This window comes from Citrobacter sp. Cpo148, from assembly GCF_030332375.1.
In the GTDB taxonomy this organism is placed as follows: Bacteria; Pseudomonadota; Gammaproteobacteria; order Enterobacterales; family Enterobacteriaceae; genus Citrobacter; species Citrobacter portucalensis.
This window is the reverse complement of sequence record NZ_JAOWHY010000050.1, coordinates 277,539-292,159: the sequence shown is the minus strand read 5'-3', so window position 1 is coordinate 292,159 and position 14,621 is coordinate 277,539. Positions and strand designations below refer to the sequence as shown.

Below are 14,621 nucleotides of genomic sequence, written 5' to 3'. Positions count from 1 at the left end.
TTTACGCCGCATTTCCACGTTTGGACTGCATCGGGTAGTCAGCCACCTGTTTGCCCAGTTCCTGTACCAGCGAATCACGGCTGATTTCGCTAATCGATTTCGCCCCGGTAAGGGTCATTGCCACCTTCATCTCTTTCTCGATCAGATTCAGCAGATTCGCCACCCCGGCCTGACCGTGGGTGGCCAGCGCGTACAGATAAGCACGTCCCAGCAGAACACTATCCGCGCCCAGCGCAATCATACGTACGACGTCCAGACCGTTGCGGATCCCACTGTCTGCCAGAATGGTGATATCGCCTTTTACCGCATCGGCAATGGCGGGCAGCGCGCGAGCTGAAGACAGCACGCCGTCTAACTGGCGACCACCGTGGTTAGAGACAACGATGCCGTCCGCACCAAAGCGTACGGCATCTCGGGCATCTTCGGGATCGAGGATCCCTTTGATCACCATCGGACCATCCCAAAATTCGCGGATCCACTCGAGGTCTTTCCAGGAAATCGACGGATCGAAGTTATTCGCCAGCCAGCCGATGTAATCCTCAAGACCGGTAGGTTTACCAAGATAAGTCGAGATATTACCTAAATCATGTGGGCGACCGTTCAGGCCAACGTCCCATGCCCACTGTGGATGGGTGACTGCCTGCCAGTAGCGGCGTAGTGCGGCATTTGGGCCGCTCATCCCGGAATGGGCGTCACGGTAGCGTGCACCCGGTGTTGGCATATCGACGGTAAAGACCAGCGTGGAGCAACCCGCCGCTTTGGCGCGCTCCAGCGCGTTGCGCATAAAGCCACGATCGCGCAGAACATATAGCTGAAACCACATTGGACGTTTGATGGTTGGGGCGACTTCTTCAATCGGACATACGGATACCGTGGAAAGCGTAAATGGAATGCCTTTGGCATCAGCGGCGGCGGCGGCCTGAACTTCGCCCCGGCGCGCGTACATGCCGCACAGACCGACAGGTGCAAGGGCCACCGGCATGGAGAGCGTTTCGTTGAACAACTTTGTCTCCAGGCTCAGGTCGGACATATTCTTCAGCACGCGCTGGCGAAGTGCCACTTCCGACAGGTCTGCCACGTTACGGCGCAGAGTGTGCTCTGCATACGCCCCACCGTCTATATAGTGGAACAAGAAGGGGGGTAGGATGCGCTGGGCTGCGGCGCGATAGTCGCTGGCTGCTGAAATAATCATGTGTTGTTCTCCCTGCTATTCTCACCAGGGTCACCGGGCAGGCGGGTGATACGCGCCTGGCGGGCCTGATCTTCATCAAATCGTTTAATCGTGGTGTGGACAAAACTGAGGTGCGCCATCATTGCTTTACGCGCTCCGTCGGCATCTCCGGCAACAATCGCATCCAGGACGGCCTGATGCTGCGCCGTCAGCTGTGAAAATACGGGCGGCACAAGGTACATACGCTGGCGGCTCTGTTTCACCGAAGACTGCAATACGTCGAAGAAACCGCGCATGGTCTGTAACAGCACCACGTTGTGCGAGGCCTCCGCAATGGCGAGATGAAAGCGAACGTCTGCCTGCGAGGCGAGATCTGGATCTTCGCTTTGTGTGGCCTCGAAACAGAGTCTGATCTTCTCTTTGTCGGCAGCAGTGGCACGCATAGCTGCATGCCAGGCGGTGCTGGCTTCGATGGCGTGGCGGGCTTCCAGAATATCGAAACTGTAATCAGGGTCGTCCGCCAGCAGGGTTTTCAGCGGCTGAACGATGTTTTGTTCAGACCATGCCTCATGCTGCCAGCGGATAAACGTCCCGCCGCCACGACGGCTAATCAACACGCCTTCGCTCACCAGTTTCGCCAGCGCCTCGCGCAGCGAGTTGCGCGATACGCCGAGCTGTACGGCCAGTTGGCGCTCAGCGGGCAACTTCATGCCCGCCTCCAGCTGTTGTTCTTCAATCAGCGCCCGCACACGAGATGCGACTTCGTCTGACAGGCGTCTGGGCATCACTATCATGGAATCATCCAGGTTAAGACATAGGCCTGCAGCGTGGTAATTACACCCACCATGCAGGTGAAAATCAGACTGTGCTTCACGGTAAAGCGGAACAGATCAGACTCTTTCCCCACTAATCCCACTGCCGCACAGGCGATTGCGATAGATTGCGGAGAGATCATCTTGCCGGTCACGCCGCCGGTGGTATTTGCGGCCACCATCAGCACATCCGAAACGCCGATTTGCTGAGCGGCCGTGGCCTGCAGGGCGGCGAACAATGCGTTTGATGAGGTGTCGGACCCGGTCAGGAATACCCCCAGCCAGCCAAGGAACGGCGAGAAGAAGGTAAATGCGCTGCCGGTATGTGCCAGGGCCAGTGCCAGGGTGGATGAAAGCCCGGAGTAGTTAGAGATAAACGCGAATGCCAGCACCATCCCGATGGAGTAGATAGGCAGCGCCAGATCTTTCAGCGTGCTTCCAAAGGTCTGCAGCGCAGCAGATGGCTTCATCTTCAGCCAGACGATAGACAGCAGGGCGGCAAACAGTATTGCGGTACCGGTCGCGGAGAACCAGTCAAATTTGTACACCGCCGCGTAGGCTGTGGCTTCGTGTACGACCGGTGGCATACGGGCAACCAGCTTGTCGAGGAACGGAACCGGAATATTGACCACCCAGTGGTACATCGCACCGCCTGGCGCAAACAGCGCTTTAAACGGCGGTATGCTCCACAGCGTGACGGTAGCGGTCAGGAACAGGAACGGTGACCAGGCGCGTACCACCTGCCCAGCGGTGTAGCGGGTGCGCGACAGATCCATATCGACCTGCGAAGCGCCCATATCGCCAAAACGGAAGATGCGTACCGGCTGCCAGCGTTTCAGGAACAGCGTCAGACACACCAGTGAGACCAGAGAAGAGATGATGTCCGGCAGTTCCGGCCCGATAAAGTTAGAGCTGAGGTACTGTGCGATAGCAAACGAGCCGCCAGCGACCATCACCGCAGGCCAGGTTTCTTTGACACCACGCCAGCCATCCATAATCGCCATAATCCAGAACAGCACGATAATGGTCAGGAACGGCAGTTGACGACCTACCATCTGGCCAATCTCGAAGCTGTCCAGTCCGGTAACCTGACCGGCAACCAGAATCGGAATGCCCATTGCGCCAAAAGCGACCGGCGCGGTATTTACGATCAGGCACAAACCTGCCGCATACAGCGGGTTAAAGCCAAGACCAACCAGCAGTGCGGCGGTAATCGCTACCGGAGCGCCAAAGCCTGCCGCTCCTTCGAGGAATGCCCCAAAGGAGAAACCAACAATCAGCATTTGCAGACGCTGGTCTGGGGTAATCGAGAGTATCGATGATCGGATAATGTCGAACTGCCCGGTCTTCACCGAGATTTTATAGACGAATACCGCGGCGATAATGATCCAGGCAATTGGCCACAGACCGTAGAAGAAACCGTACACTACGGATGCCAGTGCGTGATCGACCGGCATTTTGTAGAACAGCAGGGCGACCGACAAAGCGATCACCACCGTCCATGACGCCGCAACATAGCCTTTCAGCTTGAGCTTAATCAGGGCGAAGAAAAAGAACAGGATAGGGAGCGATGCGATCAGGCTGGAAAGCCAGATATTACCGGCCGGGTCGTAGTTCTGTTGCCAGAGATTCATTGCAGGTCTCCTGGGGGCCGCTGACATAATGGAATGAGTCTTTGCTCAAATCTTCGTCACATTATGTGTAAAAGTGGCCCTGCCAATATTGTTGTGTAGGGGTAATGACAATGAATGGTTAATCAAATGTTATTTATTGGCAACGTCATTGTACGTACATTTTAATGAAATGTGAGGTGCTGGTAGGATCTGGCTAAAATTGGTAGGGCCAATTAAGGAGGGGGAGAATGAAGGACCGGGCAAGCGGATGTTGCCCGGTGGGAGATTAGAACTCGCTCTTCGCGAAGCCCGTCATCTCTTTCAGGCCCATTTCACGGCCAAGCTCGGTCATCGGGTGGACGACGATCAGGCCGCGCACGCTTTTCTTCAGTTTGCCCATGTCAGCCTGCTCTTTTTTGGTGATGGCCCGACGGAACGGAAGTTTTGTCAGCTTTTGCGCTTCTTTGCTCAGCTTCTGGCCGTGAACTTCACGCAGGCGTGCGATCTCGGCTTCCAGAGTTTCTTTCTCTTTTTCCAGCTCGGCGTATTTGTCGGCGGCTTCAACAAGGGACAGGTCTGCCTGCTGGTGGCGAATAGCGTCCAGACGATCGCTCAGGCGTTTAATTTCGTTTTTTTCGACTTCTTTCATAGGATAGCTTCTGATAAAAATAGGATGAATATCCTATAGTATGCGCGCAGAGCGGGATTATTCACAACTGCTCGAAGATAAATAATCAAATACCGTAAGTATTAATTAGCTAATGATAATGTTACTGCATTGATTAACAAGGAATTTTAAGCGATAAGATCGGCCGTGGTGCTTTTTATTGGCGTGTTCGTGGTGAAGCACGTTTTCCTCAATATAAACACCCAACTGATCCTAAACTTAAATGATCAACCGCACAGGCTGAGCGCGGTTAATACATGGAGGAGGGAAGATTATGGCGAAAATAGGTGAGAACGTTTCAATCCTGATTGATAAAACTGTCGATTTTATGGCTTCAAGCCAGGCTTTTCGCGAATATTTGAATAAAACACCGCCGCGCAACGTTGTCCCTTCAGAAATACCGCAGGAAAACGCGCAGCTGTATCTGCAACGTCTGGCGTACTATCGGCAGCTGTATCGACCGCAGCAGGAAGAGAAATAAGCAAACATCGTCTTATTTTTGAAAGGCTTTTTTTAAGCTGATTTTAGAAATCAGCTCGGTCAGGGAAAGGACCATGGTGGATCGTACCATCTGCTGGTAACGCTGGATCTGCATGGCATGCAAACCAGAGTCTGAGGTATCAAACTGGGGTGGCGGCGGGAGTGCCGTCACGCAGTGAAGTTCACCAAACGGTCCAAGAATTTCGTCGTCGGTGAATGCGTATTCGTTGCCGTCGTGATTCAGCTCCTCCCGCAGCGCCATCAGCAGCTCCGCATCTTCGTACTCCGGGCGACTGAGTACGCCCAGGCCGTAGATTAACTTCAGACGAACGGAAAGATCGCCCAACGGACCATCGCCGTCGAGCAGCGGTTCTACGGCGTATTTCACCGCATAGTCGTCTTTGCGAAATACCTGAAGCACAAGGATATTCACCGCCTCGGTGAGCAGTTCTACGGCGGTGATGAGGAAGCTGCGTACGGTTTTGCCAGCATTCAGACGCTCAAGCACACGATTTTCAAAGGCCTGCGTTTGTTCCATTATTGCCTGCATATCTGACAATCTATTATTCAGGCGCAGGATATCCTGCGCCAGGTCCTGCATCATTTCTTTGCGTTATACGCGTTAACAGCCTCAAGCACGACATCACTATTGGCATCCAGCCCGGAAACTTGCGCCAGCGCGGCCTGTGGACCTTTTTCGTCAATCAGCGCGGCCAGTTCCTGTGCCTGCGGATCTTCTTCGCTGCGATAGTGCATCGCTGCCGCAATACCGGTAACCAGATTCGTATGCGGCAAACCATATTCCAGCGTACCCAGCAGCGGTTTAATCAGGCGGTCGCCTGCGCTCAGCTTACGCAGCGGCTGACGACCCACGCGCTCAACGTCATCTTTCAGATACGGGTTTTCAAAACGACCGAGGATTTTCTGAATGTATGCCGCATGTTTTGCTGCATCAAAGCCATAGCGTTTGATCAGTACCGCGCCGCTCTCTTCCATCGCACCTTTTACCACTGCGCGGATTTTCTCGTCGAGAATCGCGTCACGGATGGTCTGATGACCGGTCAATTTTCCGAGGTACGCGGTTATAGCATGCCCGGTGTTCAGCGTGAAGAGTTTACGTTCGACAAATGCCATCAGGTTATCAGTTAATTCCATTCCTGGGATATTTGGCAGTTCACCTTTGAACTGTGTTTTGTCGACAATCCACTCACTGAAGGTTTCGACGGTAACTTCCAGCGGATCGTTGGTTGCTGAAGCTGAAGGCGGAACAATGCGGTCCACGGCAGAATCGACAAAGCCAACATGTTCTTCAACCCAGGCTTTATCTTCATCTGCTAACGCGTTCATTACATGGCCTTTCAACTGGGTCGTTCCGCGCACCATGTTTTCACAAGCGATGATATTTAGTGGAGTAGCGATGCCCTGCGCCTTGCGTTTAACCAGTCCTTTGGCGATGGCTGGAGCGATACGCTCAAGCACAACCGGACCGACGGCGGTAGTGACTAAATCTACGTGGGCAATCAGTTCAACAACATCATCGCCGATGCTGCTTACAGCGTTGACGCCCGAGACGGTATCAACCTGCTCATTTTCACCCACGACATGAACCTGATAGCTATGACGGGCATTCAGGGCATCGAGCACGACCTGATTTACATCCGCGAACGTCAGCTGTATCCCCGCGTCCGCCAGCAGTTTGCCGATAAAGCCACGACCGATATTACCTGCGCCAAAATGTAATGCTTTCATAGTATTAACCTTCATTAATGTTTTTACCCAAGAGGGCTGGGGTGAGGGACTGCATTGATTTCCCCTCAACCTAACCCTCTCCACAAGGGAGAGGATTTTGTAGGCCCGGTAAGCGTGATCGCCACCGGGCAATAACGCTTACTTACGACCTGCCAGCAGTTCCAGAACTTCATCCACGCTGGTGGTATGGGCCAGACGTTCGATCACGGATTCATCATCCAGAGCGTTGGTCAGGCTGGTAATCACCTGGATGTGCTCGTTGTTACGCGCTGCGATACCAATAACCAGACGGGCAATATCGTCTTCTTCTTCACCGAAGCGAACGCCTTCCGGGTACTGGCAGAACACCACACCGGTTTTCAGCACGCGGTCTTTGGCTTCAACCGTACCGTGCGGTACTGCGATGGACTCACCCAGGTAAGTCGGGGTCAGTTTTTCGCGGTCCAGCATCGCCTCGACGTATTCTGGCTCAACGTAACCACCTTTCACCAGTTGCTCACCAGCAAAGCGAATCGCTTCTTCTTTGTTAGCCGCTTTACGGCCAAGGAAGATGTTCTCCGCACCCAGTTTGAACAGGTGGGTATCACCCTCTTCAAAGCTGTCTTTCAGGTGGTCGCGAACTTTCTCCTCGTTCACGTTGTGGCGCTGCGCAGCGACCAGACGTTCGGTCAGGTTGGAGTACAGACCGCTGTCGAGGAAGTTGGTCAGCGAAATGTGCTGTGCCTGAGGCACCTGGCGCATCGCGCGTTCGGTCAGGTCACGGTGGGTAATGACCAGATCCACATCCGGCGGCAGATTATTAATCGCGCTGTTAGTGACGGAAATCTGAGACAGCCCTGCATCCTGTACTTTCTTACGCAGTACGCCCGCACCCATAGCGCTGGAACCCATACCGGCATCGCAGGCAACGATGATTTTACGCACATGGCTCAGGTCGTTGGTGACGTCGCCAGCCGCCAGCGGGGATGCGCCTTTGGATTCCGCTTTCATGTCGTGCATACGACGGGTTGCGGCATCAATGTCATCATCTTCTTTCACTTTGCTGGTTTTCAGCAGAATGGCTGAGACCACAAAGGAGACTGCCATAGCCGCACAGATAGCAGCGATGTTAGCGAAGTAAGCTCCCTTCGGTGTCATTGCCAGCACGGCCAGGATAGAACCCGGAGACGCCGGAGAAACCAGACCGCCGTTCAGGATAGTCAGGGTAAATACGCCAGTCATACCGCCGAGAATAACGGCCAGGATCAGGCGCGGGTTCATCAGCACGTACGGGAAGTAAATTTCGTGGATACCACCCAGGAAGTGGATGATAGCCGCGCCGCCTGCAGACTGCTTAGCGCTGCCGCGACCGAAGAACATGTACGCCAGCAGGACGCCCATACCCGGACCCGGGTTTGCTTCAATCAGGAAGAAGATGGATTTGCCCATCTCATGGGACTGCTGAATACCCAGCGGTGAGAAAATACCGTGGTTAATGGCGTTGTTGAGGAACAGGATTTTCGCCGGTTCAACGAAAATCGATGCCAGTGGCAGCATGTCATGGACAACCATGAAGTTAACGCCTGCCGCCAGAATTTTGGACAGTGCTTCAACCAATGGACCAATGCCAAGGAATGCCAGAATGGCGAGGATCATACCGATGATGCCAGCGGAGAAGTTATTCACCAGCATCTCAAAACCGGATTTGATCTTACCGTCTACCCAGTTGTCGAAGTGTTTGATCGCCCAGCCGCCCAGTGGACCTGCAATCATCGCGCCGAGGAACATTGGCATGTCCGCACCGACGATAACGCCCATGGTGGTGATTGCACCAACTACGCCGCCACGCTCGCCGCCAACCAGTTTACCACCGGTATAACCGATCAGTAGCGGCAGCAGATAGGTGATCATCGGGCCGACCAGCTTCGCCAGCGTTTCGTTCGGCAACCACCCTGTCGGAATGAATAATGCGGTGATAATACCCCACGCGATAAACGCGCCGATATTTGGCATCACCATGTTGCTGAGGAATCGACCAAAGCTTTGCACCTTGATCTTAATATCGGATGACATAAAAACACCCCTTCTTATGTTTGCTATCACGCAGGCTGAAAGCCCGAGGTTTGTTAATGTAGCGGCAGGAGGTAGCCGGACCCTGTAGATACTGCGAAATCTGGCACTGAATCGTTCAACTGTCCAGTCGACGGCCTTTTATGTGACATTCGTCACGTAAATATAGGGTGTATGGCGTTAGTTAATGTGATTTTCATCACAAAATACCCGTACAAAAAAACATCGCAGTGCAATAATTCGCTAAAAATGAGGATTAAATGTGAAGCGGTTCACATTTTTGCTTTCCTTGTTTGTTGGATTTTTGTGATGTGAATCGCAAAGTATTTTCATCTGAAATTTATCAGATGTGATCTGCGGCAGGTTCTACCCCCGACATTTTTTATTGCAAAACAAAGCAACTTCTCACCAGAAAAAATATTTATTTTGTGGTATGGCAAAAACCCTTAACTCCAGTTATGTTCAAAACATCAGCCAGGGTGCATACGGCTGCCGGCATAAAAAAACTCTAATTAGCGTGAATTCGAGGCAGGTATGTTTCTAAATTATTTCGCGTTGGGCGTGCTGATTTTCGTATTTCTGGTTCTGTTTTATGGAATCATCGCCATTCACGATATTCCCTATAACATGGCTAAAAAACGTAACCATCCCCATGCCGATGCCATCCATACTGCAGGATGGGTGAGCTTGTTCACTCTTCATGTTATTTGGCCGTTCCTGTGGATCTGGGCCACGCTCTACCAGCCTGAAAAGGGATGGGGAATGCAGTCACATATCACACCGACCGGAAAGGAGTCAGACCCTGAGATTGCCGCGCTGGCAGCGCGAATCACCCAGTTGGAAAAAAGACTGGATGGGGAGAAAAAAACCGATAACTCCACCTTTCCGGAGATTTAATCATGGATTTGTTGATAGTCCTGACCTATGTGGCCTTTGCCTGGGCCATCTTTAAAATATTCCGTATTCCGGTAAACCAATGGACGCTTGCTACCGCTGCATTAGGTGGGGTGTTCATTGTTGCGGGATTGATTTTATTAATGAACTATAACCACCCATATACCTTTACGGCGCAAAAAGCAGTTATTTCAATTCCGGTCACTCCGCAAGTCACAGGAATTGTTAGTGAGGTAACGGATAAAAATAATCAGCTAATTAAAAAAGGCGATGTGCTGTTTAAGCTCGATCCGGTACGGTATCAGGCGCGTGTCGACAGGCTGCAGGCTGATCTGGTTACTGCTACGCATAACATCGACAACCTGAAAGCACAGTTGTCGGAAGCGGTCGCCAATACCACCCGTGTATCTGCTGAACGTGACCGTCTGTATAAAGATTATCAACGCTATTTGAAAGGCAGTCAGGCGAAGGTTAATCCGTTCTCTGAAAGCGATATCGATAACGCCCGGCAAAACTATCTGGCACAAGATGCGCTGGTCAAAGGCTCGGTTGCAGAACAGACGCAGATTCAGAGCCAATTAGACAGTATGGTCAACGGTGAGCAATCTCAGGTTGCGTCCCTACGTGCCCAGCTTGCCGAGGCTAAATACAATCTTGAACAGACGGTAGTTCGTGCCCCCAGCAACGGTTATGCCACGCAGATTTTAATTCGTCCGGGGACTTACGCAGCAGCATTACCTTTGCGTCCGGTAATGGTGTTTATTCCTGAACAAAAACGGCAAATCGTGGCGCAATTCCGCCAGAACTCGCTGCTGCGCCTTAAGCCGGGCGATGAAGCGGAAGTGGTGTTTAATGCGCTGCCTGGCCAGGTTTTCACCGGCAAGCTGACCAGTATTCTTCCGGTCGTTCCGGGCGGTTCTTATCAGGCGCAGGGCGCATTACAGTCCTTAACGGTGGTGCCGGGTACCGATGGCGTGCTGGCCACGATTGAGCTGGATCCGAATGCCGATGTGGATGCGCTGCCGGACGGTATCTATGCTCAGGTTGCAGTCTATTCCGACCATTTCGCCCACGTGTCGGTAATGCGTAAAGTACTGCTGCGCATGACCAGTTGGATGCATTACCTTTATTTGGATCATTGAGACTGCCATCACCTGCCATTTTCAGTGACCTGAGCCATACTAAGCGGTGTCCCACTATCGTTGGGCACCGCTTTTTTGTTGGCAAAAAGGACCCGGCATGAAACTCATTGGCAGCTATACCAGCCCTTTTGTGCGTAAAATTTCTATTCTGTTACTGGAAAAGGGCATCACCTTCGAATTTGTGAATGAACTCCCCTATAACGCGGATAGCGGCGTGGCGCGCTATAACCCGTTAGGTAAAGTACCCGCGTTGGTCACCGATGCGGGCGAGTATTGGTTTGATTCTCCTATCATTGCGGAATATATAGAGCTACTGGATATTGCACCAGCCATGCTGCCGCGTGATCCGCTGGCTGCGCTGAAGGTACGCCAGTTGGAAGCGTTGGCAGACGGCATTATGGATGCCGGTTTAGTTTCGGTGCGCGAACAGGCTCGCCCTGCCGCGCAGCAGTCAGAAACTGAATTATTACGTCAGCGTGAGAAGATCACCCGTAGTCTGGATGTGCTGGAAGGCTATCTGGCGGATGGTACGCTGAAAACGGATACGGTTAACCTGGCAACCATTGCGATTGCCTGCGCCGTCGGTTATCTCAATTTCCGTCGGGTTGCGCCCGGCTGGTGTGTTGACCGACCCCGTCTGGTCAAACTGGTGGAAACGCTCTTTCAACGCGAGAGTTTTGCCCGTACAGAACCGCCAAAGGCTTGATGCGTATTATGTCCGCCTGAGCAAAGTCACGGTACAATCCTTCCTATATCGATATCCCTCTCCACGGTGGAGAGGGCCACCAACAGCCAGGCCCTTTCATGACAACCGACATGCGTTCACTCTACAGCCAGCTTCCTGCTATCGATCGTTTATTGCGCGATAGCGCCTTCCCAGCCTTACGTGAATCTCACGGCCATACCCGGGTGGTTGACCTGCTGCGTCACATGCTCGATGAAGCCAGAGAAGCTATTCGCGACACGCACGCGCTCCCGGAATGGTGTGAGGACTGGGCGCAAGAAGCCAGCGCCCGGCTTGAACGAGAATCGCAAAGCGCGCTACGCCCGGTGATTAACCTGACCGGAACGGTGCTGCATACCAACCTTGGGCGCGCGTCGCAGGCTGAAGAAGCAATTGAAGCGGTGGTACAGGCGATGCGCACGCCGGTGACGCTGGAATATAGTCTGGATGATGCCGGGCGGGGACATCGGGATCGGGCCCTGGCGGATTTACTCTGCCGTCTGACGGGGGCGGAAGACGCCTGTATCGTCAATAACAATGCGGCAGCTGTTCTGCTGATGCTGGCCGCCACGGCGAACGGCAAAGAGGTGGTTGTTTCTCGCGGCGAGCTGGTGGAAATAGGCGGCGCGTTTCGTATTCCGGACGTCATGTGTCAGGCCGGATGCATTTTGCGCGAGGTGGGGACCACCAACCGGACCCATGCGAAAGATTACCGCCAGGCAGTGAATGAAAACACCGGTCTGCTGATGAAAGTGCATACCAGTAATTACAGCATTGAAGGCTTCACAAAGTCGGTGGATGAGGCGGAGCTGGCCGTAATTGGCCAGGAGCTGGATGTACCGGTGGTGGCGGATCTGGGTAGTGGTTCGCTGGTCGATCTCAGCCAGTATGGTTTGCCGCAGGAGCCGATGCCGCAGCAACTGATTGCCGCTGGCGTCAGTCTGGTGAGTTTCTCCGGCGATAAACTGCTGGGCGGGCCGCAGGCAGGGATAATTGTCGGTAAAAAAGAGATGATCGCTCGTTTGCAGAGCCATCCGCTGAAACGCGCATTACGGGCAGATAAAATGACACTGGCTGCGCTGGAAGCTACGCTACGGCTCTATCTGCACCCGGAAGCACTGGCGGAGAAGTTGCCCACGTTGCGCCAGCTCACCCGCTCACAAGAAGCGATCCACGCGCAGGCACAGCAATTACAGGCACAGCTTGCAGAGCATTACGGTGATGAGTTCGCCCTGAATGTGATGCCTTGCCTGTCGCAGATTGGCAGCGGCTCACTACCTGTTGATAGGCTGCCCAGCGCGGCGCTAACCTTTACCCCACATGACGGGCGCGGGAGCCGCCTTGAAGCGTTGGCAGCCCGTTGGCGTACGCTGCCCGTGCCGGTTATTGGGCGAATTTATGATGGCCGCTTATGGCTGGATCTGCGCTGCCTTGAAGACGAGACCCGGTTTATGGAGATGATGCTGAAATGATTATTGCAACCGCCGGACACGTTGACCACGGAAAAACAACGTTATTACAGGCGATTACCGGTGTGAATGCCGACCGTCTGCCGGAAGAAAAAAAGCGCGGCATGACCATCGATCTCGGCTATGCCTACTGGCCGCAGCCGGATGGGCGGGTGCTGGGGTTTATCGACGTTCCTGGACACGAAAAGTTTCTGTCCAACATGTTGGCGGGGGTCGGCGGCATCGATCACGCGTTACTGGTGGTGGCGTGTGATGATGGCGTAATGGCGCAAACCCGTGAGCATTTGCAAATTCTGCAGCTGACGGGCAATCCGCAGATCACCGTGGCACTCACGAAAGCCGACCGCGTAGACGAAGCAAGAATTGAAGAGGTGCGTGCGGAGATTCAGGCCACGCTGGGGAATTATGGTTTCGCGGAGTCGGTGCTTTTCGTCACTGCGGCCAGTGAAGGCCGTGGCATCGAGGAACTGCGTGACCATTTGTTGCAATTAACGTCGCGCGAGCATGCCCGCGATCACAGCTTCCGCCTGGCGATTGACCGTGCCTTTACGGTCAAAGGCGCAGGGCTGGTGGTGACCGGGACGGCGCTCAGCGGTGAAGTGAATGTCGGTGACACGCTGTGGCTCACGGGCGTCAACAAACCGATGCGCGTACGTAGCCTGCATGCACAAAACCAGGCCACCGACCGCGCGCAAGCGGGACAACGTATTGCGCTGAATATTGCCGGCGATGCACAAAAAGAAGAACTAAACCGCGGCGACTGGCTGCTTTCCGATGCGCCGCCAGAGGCTTTTACCCGCGTGATTGTTTCTTTAGAACATGCCGCGCCGCTGATGCAGTGGCAACCGTTGCATATTCACCACGCGGCCAGCCATGTCACCGGGCGCATCTCTCTGCTTGAAGGGACACTAGCTGAACTGGTGTTTGATACACCACTCTGGCTTGCCGATAACGACCGTCTGGTGCTGCGTGATATTTCTGCCCGCACAACGCTGGCAGGTGCACGTGTTGTGACGCTTAATCCGCCGCGACGCGGAAAGCGTAAGCCGGAATATTTGCAGTGGCTGTCGGCGCTGGAAAACGCGCAGACTGACGGTGACGCTCTGGCGCTGCACCTGGCGCGTGGGGCGGTGAATATTCCTGACTTTGCCTGGGCGCGTCAGCTCAATGGCAACGGTATGCGTCCGTTGATTGAGCAACATGGATTTATTCAGGCGGGATACAGCCTGTTGAATGCCCCCGTTGCCGCGCGCTGGCAGCGAAAAGTCCTCGATACGCTGGCGACCTACCATGAGCAGCACCGTGATGAACCAGGACCCGGGCGCGAGCGCCTGCGCCGTATGGCTTTGCCGATGGAAGACGAAGCGCTGGTATTGCTGCTAATTGAAAAGATGCGCGAGAGTGGCGCGATCCATAGCCATCATGGCTGGTTGCATTTGCCGGAACATAAGGCGGGTTTCAGCGATGAGCAGTTGGCAATCTGGCAAAAAGTAGAACCACTTTTTGGCGATGAGCCGTGGTGGGTGCGCGATTTGGCAAAACAGACGGGAACGGATGAGCAGATGATGCGTGTGGCGTTACGACAAGCGGCACAGCAAGGCATCATTACCGCGATCGTGAAAGATCGTTATTACCGTAACGATCGGATTGTGGCCTTTGCCAATATGATCCGCGAACTGGATCAGGAAAGGGGATCGACATGTGCCGCCGATTTTCGCGACAGGCTTAACGTTGGGCGCAAATTGGCTATCCAAATTCTGGAATATTTTGACCGCATTGGTTTTACTCGCCGTCGGGGAAATGATCATTTATTACGCGATGCCTTGCTGTTCCCTGAAAAATAATGAAACA

General features: G+C 53.7%; 13 protein-coding genes. 6 read left to right on the top strand and 7 right to left on the bottom strand.

The features are described 5' to 3' along the window. Nucleotide 1 precedes the first annotated feature (1 nt). The 4 genes from lldD to OGY10_RS22655 all read right to left on the bottom strand — a co-directional run bounded on the left by lldD (nt 2) and on the right by OGY10_RS22655 (nt 4,245). Nucleotides 2-1,192: an FMN-dependent L-lactate dehydrogenase LldD gene (lldD, locus tag OGY10_RS22670; RefSeq protein WP_191226667.1), complete on the bottom strand. Its 1,191-nt coding sequence runs from the start codon at nt 1,190-1,192 to the stop codon at nt 2-4. Next, nucleotides 1,189-1,965 (bottom strand): transcriptional regulator LldR, encoded by a 777-nt coding sequence (gene lldR, locus OGY10_RS22665; protein ID WP_003024170.1) that lies wholly within the window; start codon nt 1,963-1,965, stop codon nt 1,189-1,191. Before lldR ends, lldD begins: the two co-directional genes overlap by 4 nt. Next, entirely contained in the window at nt 1,962-3,617 is a 1,656-nt protein-coding gene (lldP, locus tag OGY10_RS22660) for an L-lactate permease (protein ID WP_003827332.1), read from the bottom strand. The genes lldR and lldP overlap by 4 nt, the downstream gene beginning before the upstream one ends. Nucleotides 3,618-3,882: 265 nt before the next feature. Further along, on the bottom strand, nt 3,883-4,245 hold the full coding sequence (locus OGY10_RS22655) for a YibL family ribosome-associated protein (protein ID WP_008786458.1): 363 nt from the start codon (nt 4,243-4,245) through the stop codon (nt 3,883-3,885). Nucleotides 4,246-4,537: 292 nt separating this feature from the next. Here OGY10_RS22655 and OGY10_RS22650 point away from each other — a divergent pair, with 292 nt between their 5' ends. Beyond that, complete coding sequence (locus OGY10_RS22650) at nt 4,538-4,744, top strand: hypothetical protein (RefSeq protein WP_032945348.1); 207 nt, start codon at nt 4,538-4,540, stop codon at nt 4,742-4,744. A gap of 12 nt (nt 4,745-4,756) precedes the next feature. On the opposite strand, the gene mtlR is transcribed toward OGY10_RS22650, so the two are convergent. The 3 genes from mtlR to mtlA all read right to left on the bottom strand — a co-directional run bounded on the left by mtlR (nt 4,757) and on the right by mtlA (nt 8,544). Further along, nucleotides 4,757-5,344: a mannitol operon repressor MtlR gene (gene mtlR / locus OGY10_RS22645; RefSeq protein WP_003024179.1), complete on the bottom strand. Its 588-nt coding sequence runs from the start codon at nt 5,342-5,344 to the stop codon at nt 4,757-4,759. Beyond that, nucleotides 5,344-6,492, bottom strand: coding sequence for a mannitol-1-phosphate 5-dehydrogenase (mtlD, locus tag OGY10_RS22640; RefSeq protein ID WP_191226668.1), 1,149 nt, complete (start codon nt 6,490-6,492; stop codon nt 5,344-5,346). Before mtlD ends, mtlR begins: the two co-directional genes overlap by 1 nt. A 138-nt stretch (nt 6,493-6,630) precedes the next feature. Next, on the bottom strand, nt 6,631-8,544 hold the full coding sequence (gene mtlA / locus OGY10_RS22635; RefSeq protein ID WP_008786455.1) for a PTS mannitol transporter subunit IICBA: 1,914 nt from the start codon (nt 8,542-8,544) through the stop codon (nt 6,631-6,633). A gap of 531 nt (nt 8,545-9,075) precedes the next feature. On the opposite strand from mtlA, the gene OGY10_RS22630 reads away from it, so the two are divergent. The 5 genes from OGY10_RS22630 (at nt 9,076) to selB (ending at nt 14,614) form a co-directional block, all read left to right on the top strand. Next, on the top strand, nt 9,076-9,438 hold the full coding sequence (locus OGY10_RS22630; RefSeq protein WP_003827338.1) for a DUF3302 domain-containing protein: 363 nt from the start codon (nt 9,076-9,078) through the stop codon (nt 9,436-9,438). Nucleotides 9,439-9,440: 2 nt separating this feature from the next. Further along, nucleotides 9,441-10,577, top strand: coding sequence for an HlyD family secretion protein (locus tag OGY10_RS22625; protein ID WP_003827339.1), 1,137 nt, complete (start codon nt 9,441-9,443; stop codon nt 10,575-10,577). A gap of 97 nt (nt 10,578-10,674) precedes the next feature. After that, the gene (locus OGY10_RS22620; RefSeq protein ID WP_008786453.1) at nt 10,675-11,283 is read left to right on the top strand and encodes a glutathione S-transferase; all 609 of its coding nucleotides are present in this window, start codon (nt 10,675-10,677) and stop codon (nt 11,281-11,283) included. Between the two features lie 98 nt (nt 11,284-11,381). Further along, nucleotides 11,382-12,773, top strand: coding sequence for an L-seryl-tRNA(Sec) selenium transferase (gene selA, locus OGY10_RS22615; RefSeq protein WP_100271769.1), 1,392 nt, complete (start codon nt 11,382-11,384; stop codon nt 12,771-12,773). Then, nucleotides 12,770-14,614 carry a selenocysteine-specific translation elongation factor gene (selB, locus tag OGY10_RS22610; protein ID WP_103284579.1) on the top strand — a complete coding sequence of 615 codons (1,845 nt, stop codon included), beginning with the start codon at nt 12,770-12,772 and terminating at the stop codon, nt 14,612-14,614. Before selA ends, selB begins: the two co-directional genes overlap by 4 nt. The last annotated feature ends 7 nt before the right edge of the window (nt 14,615-14,621 follow it).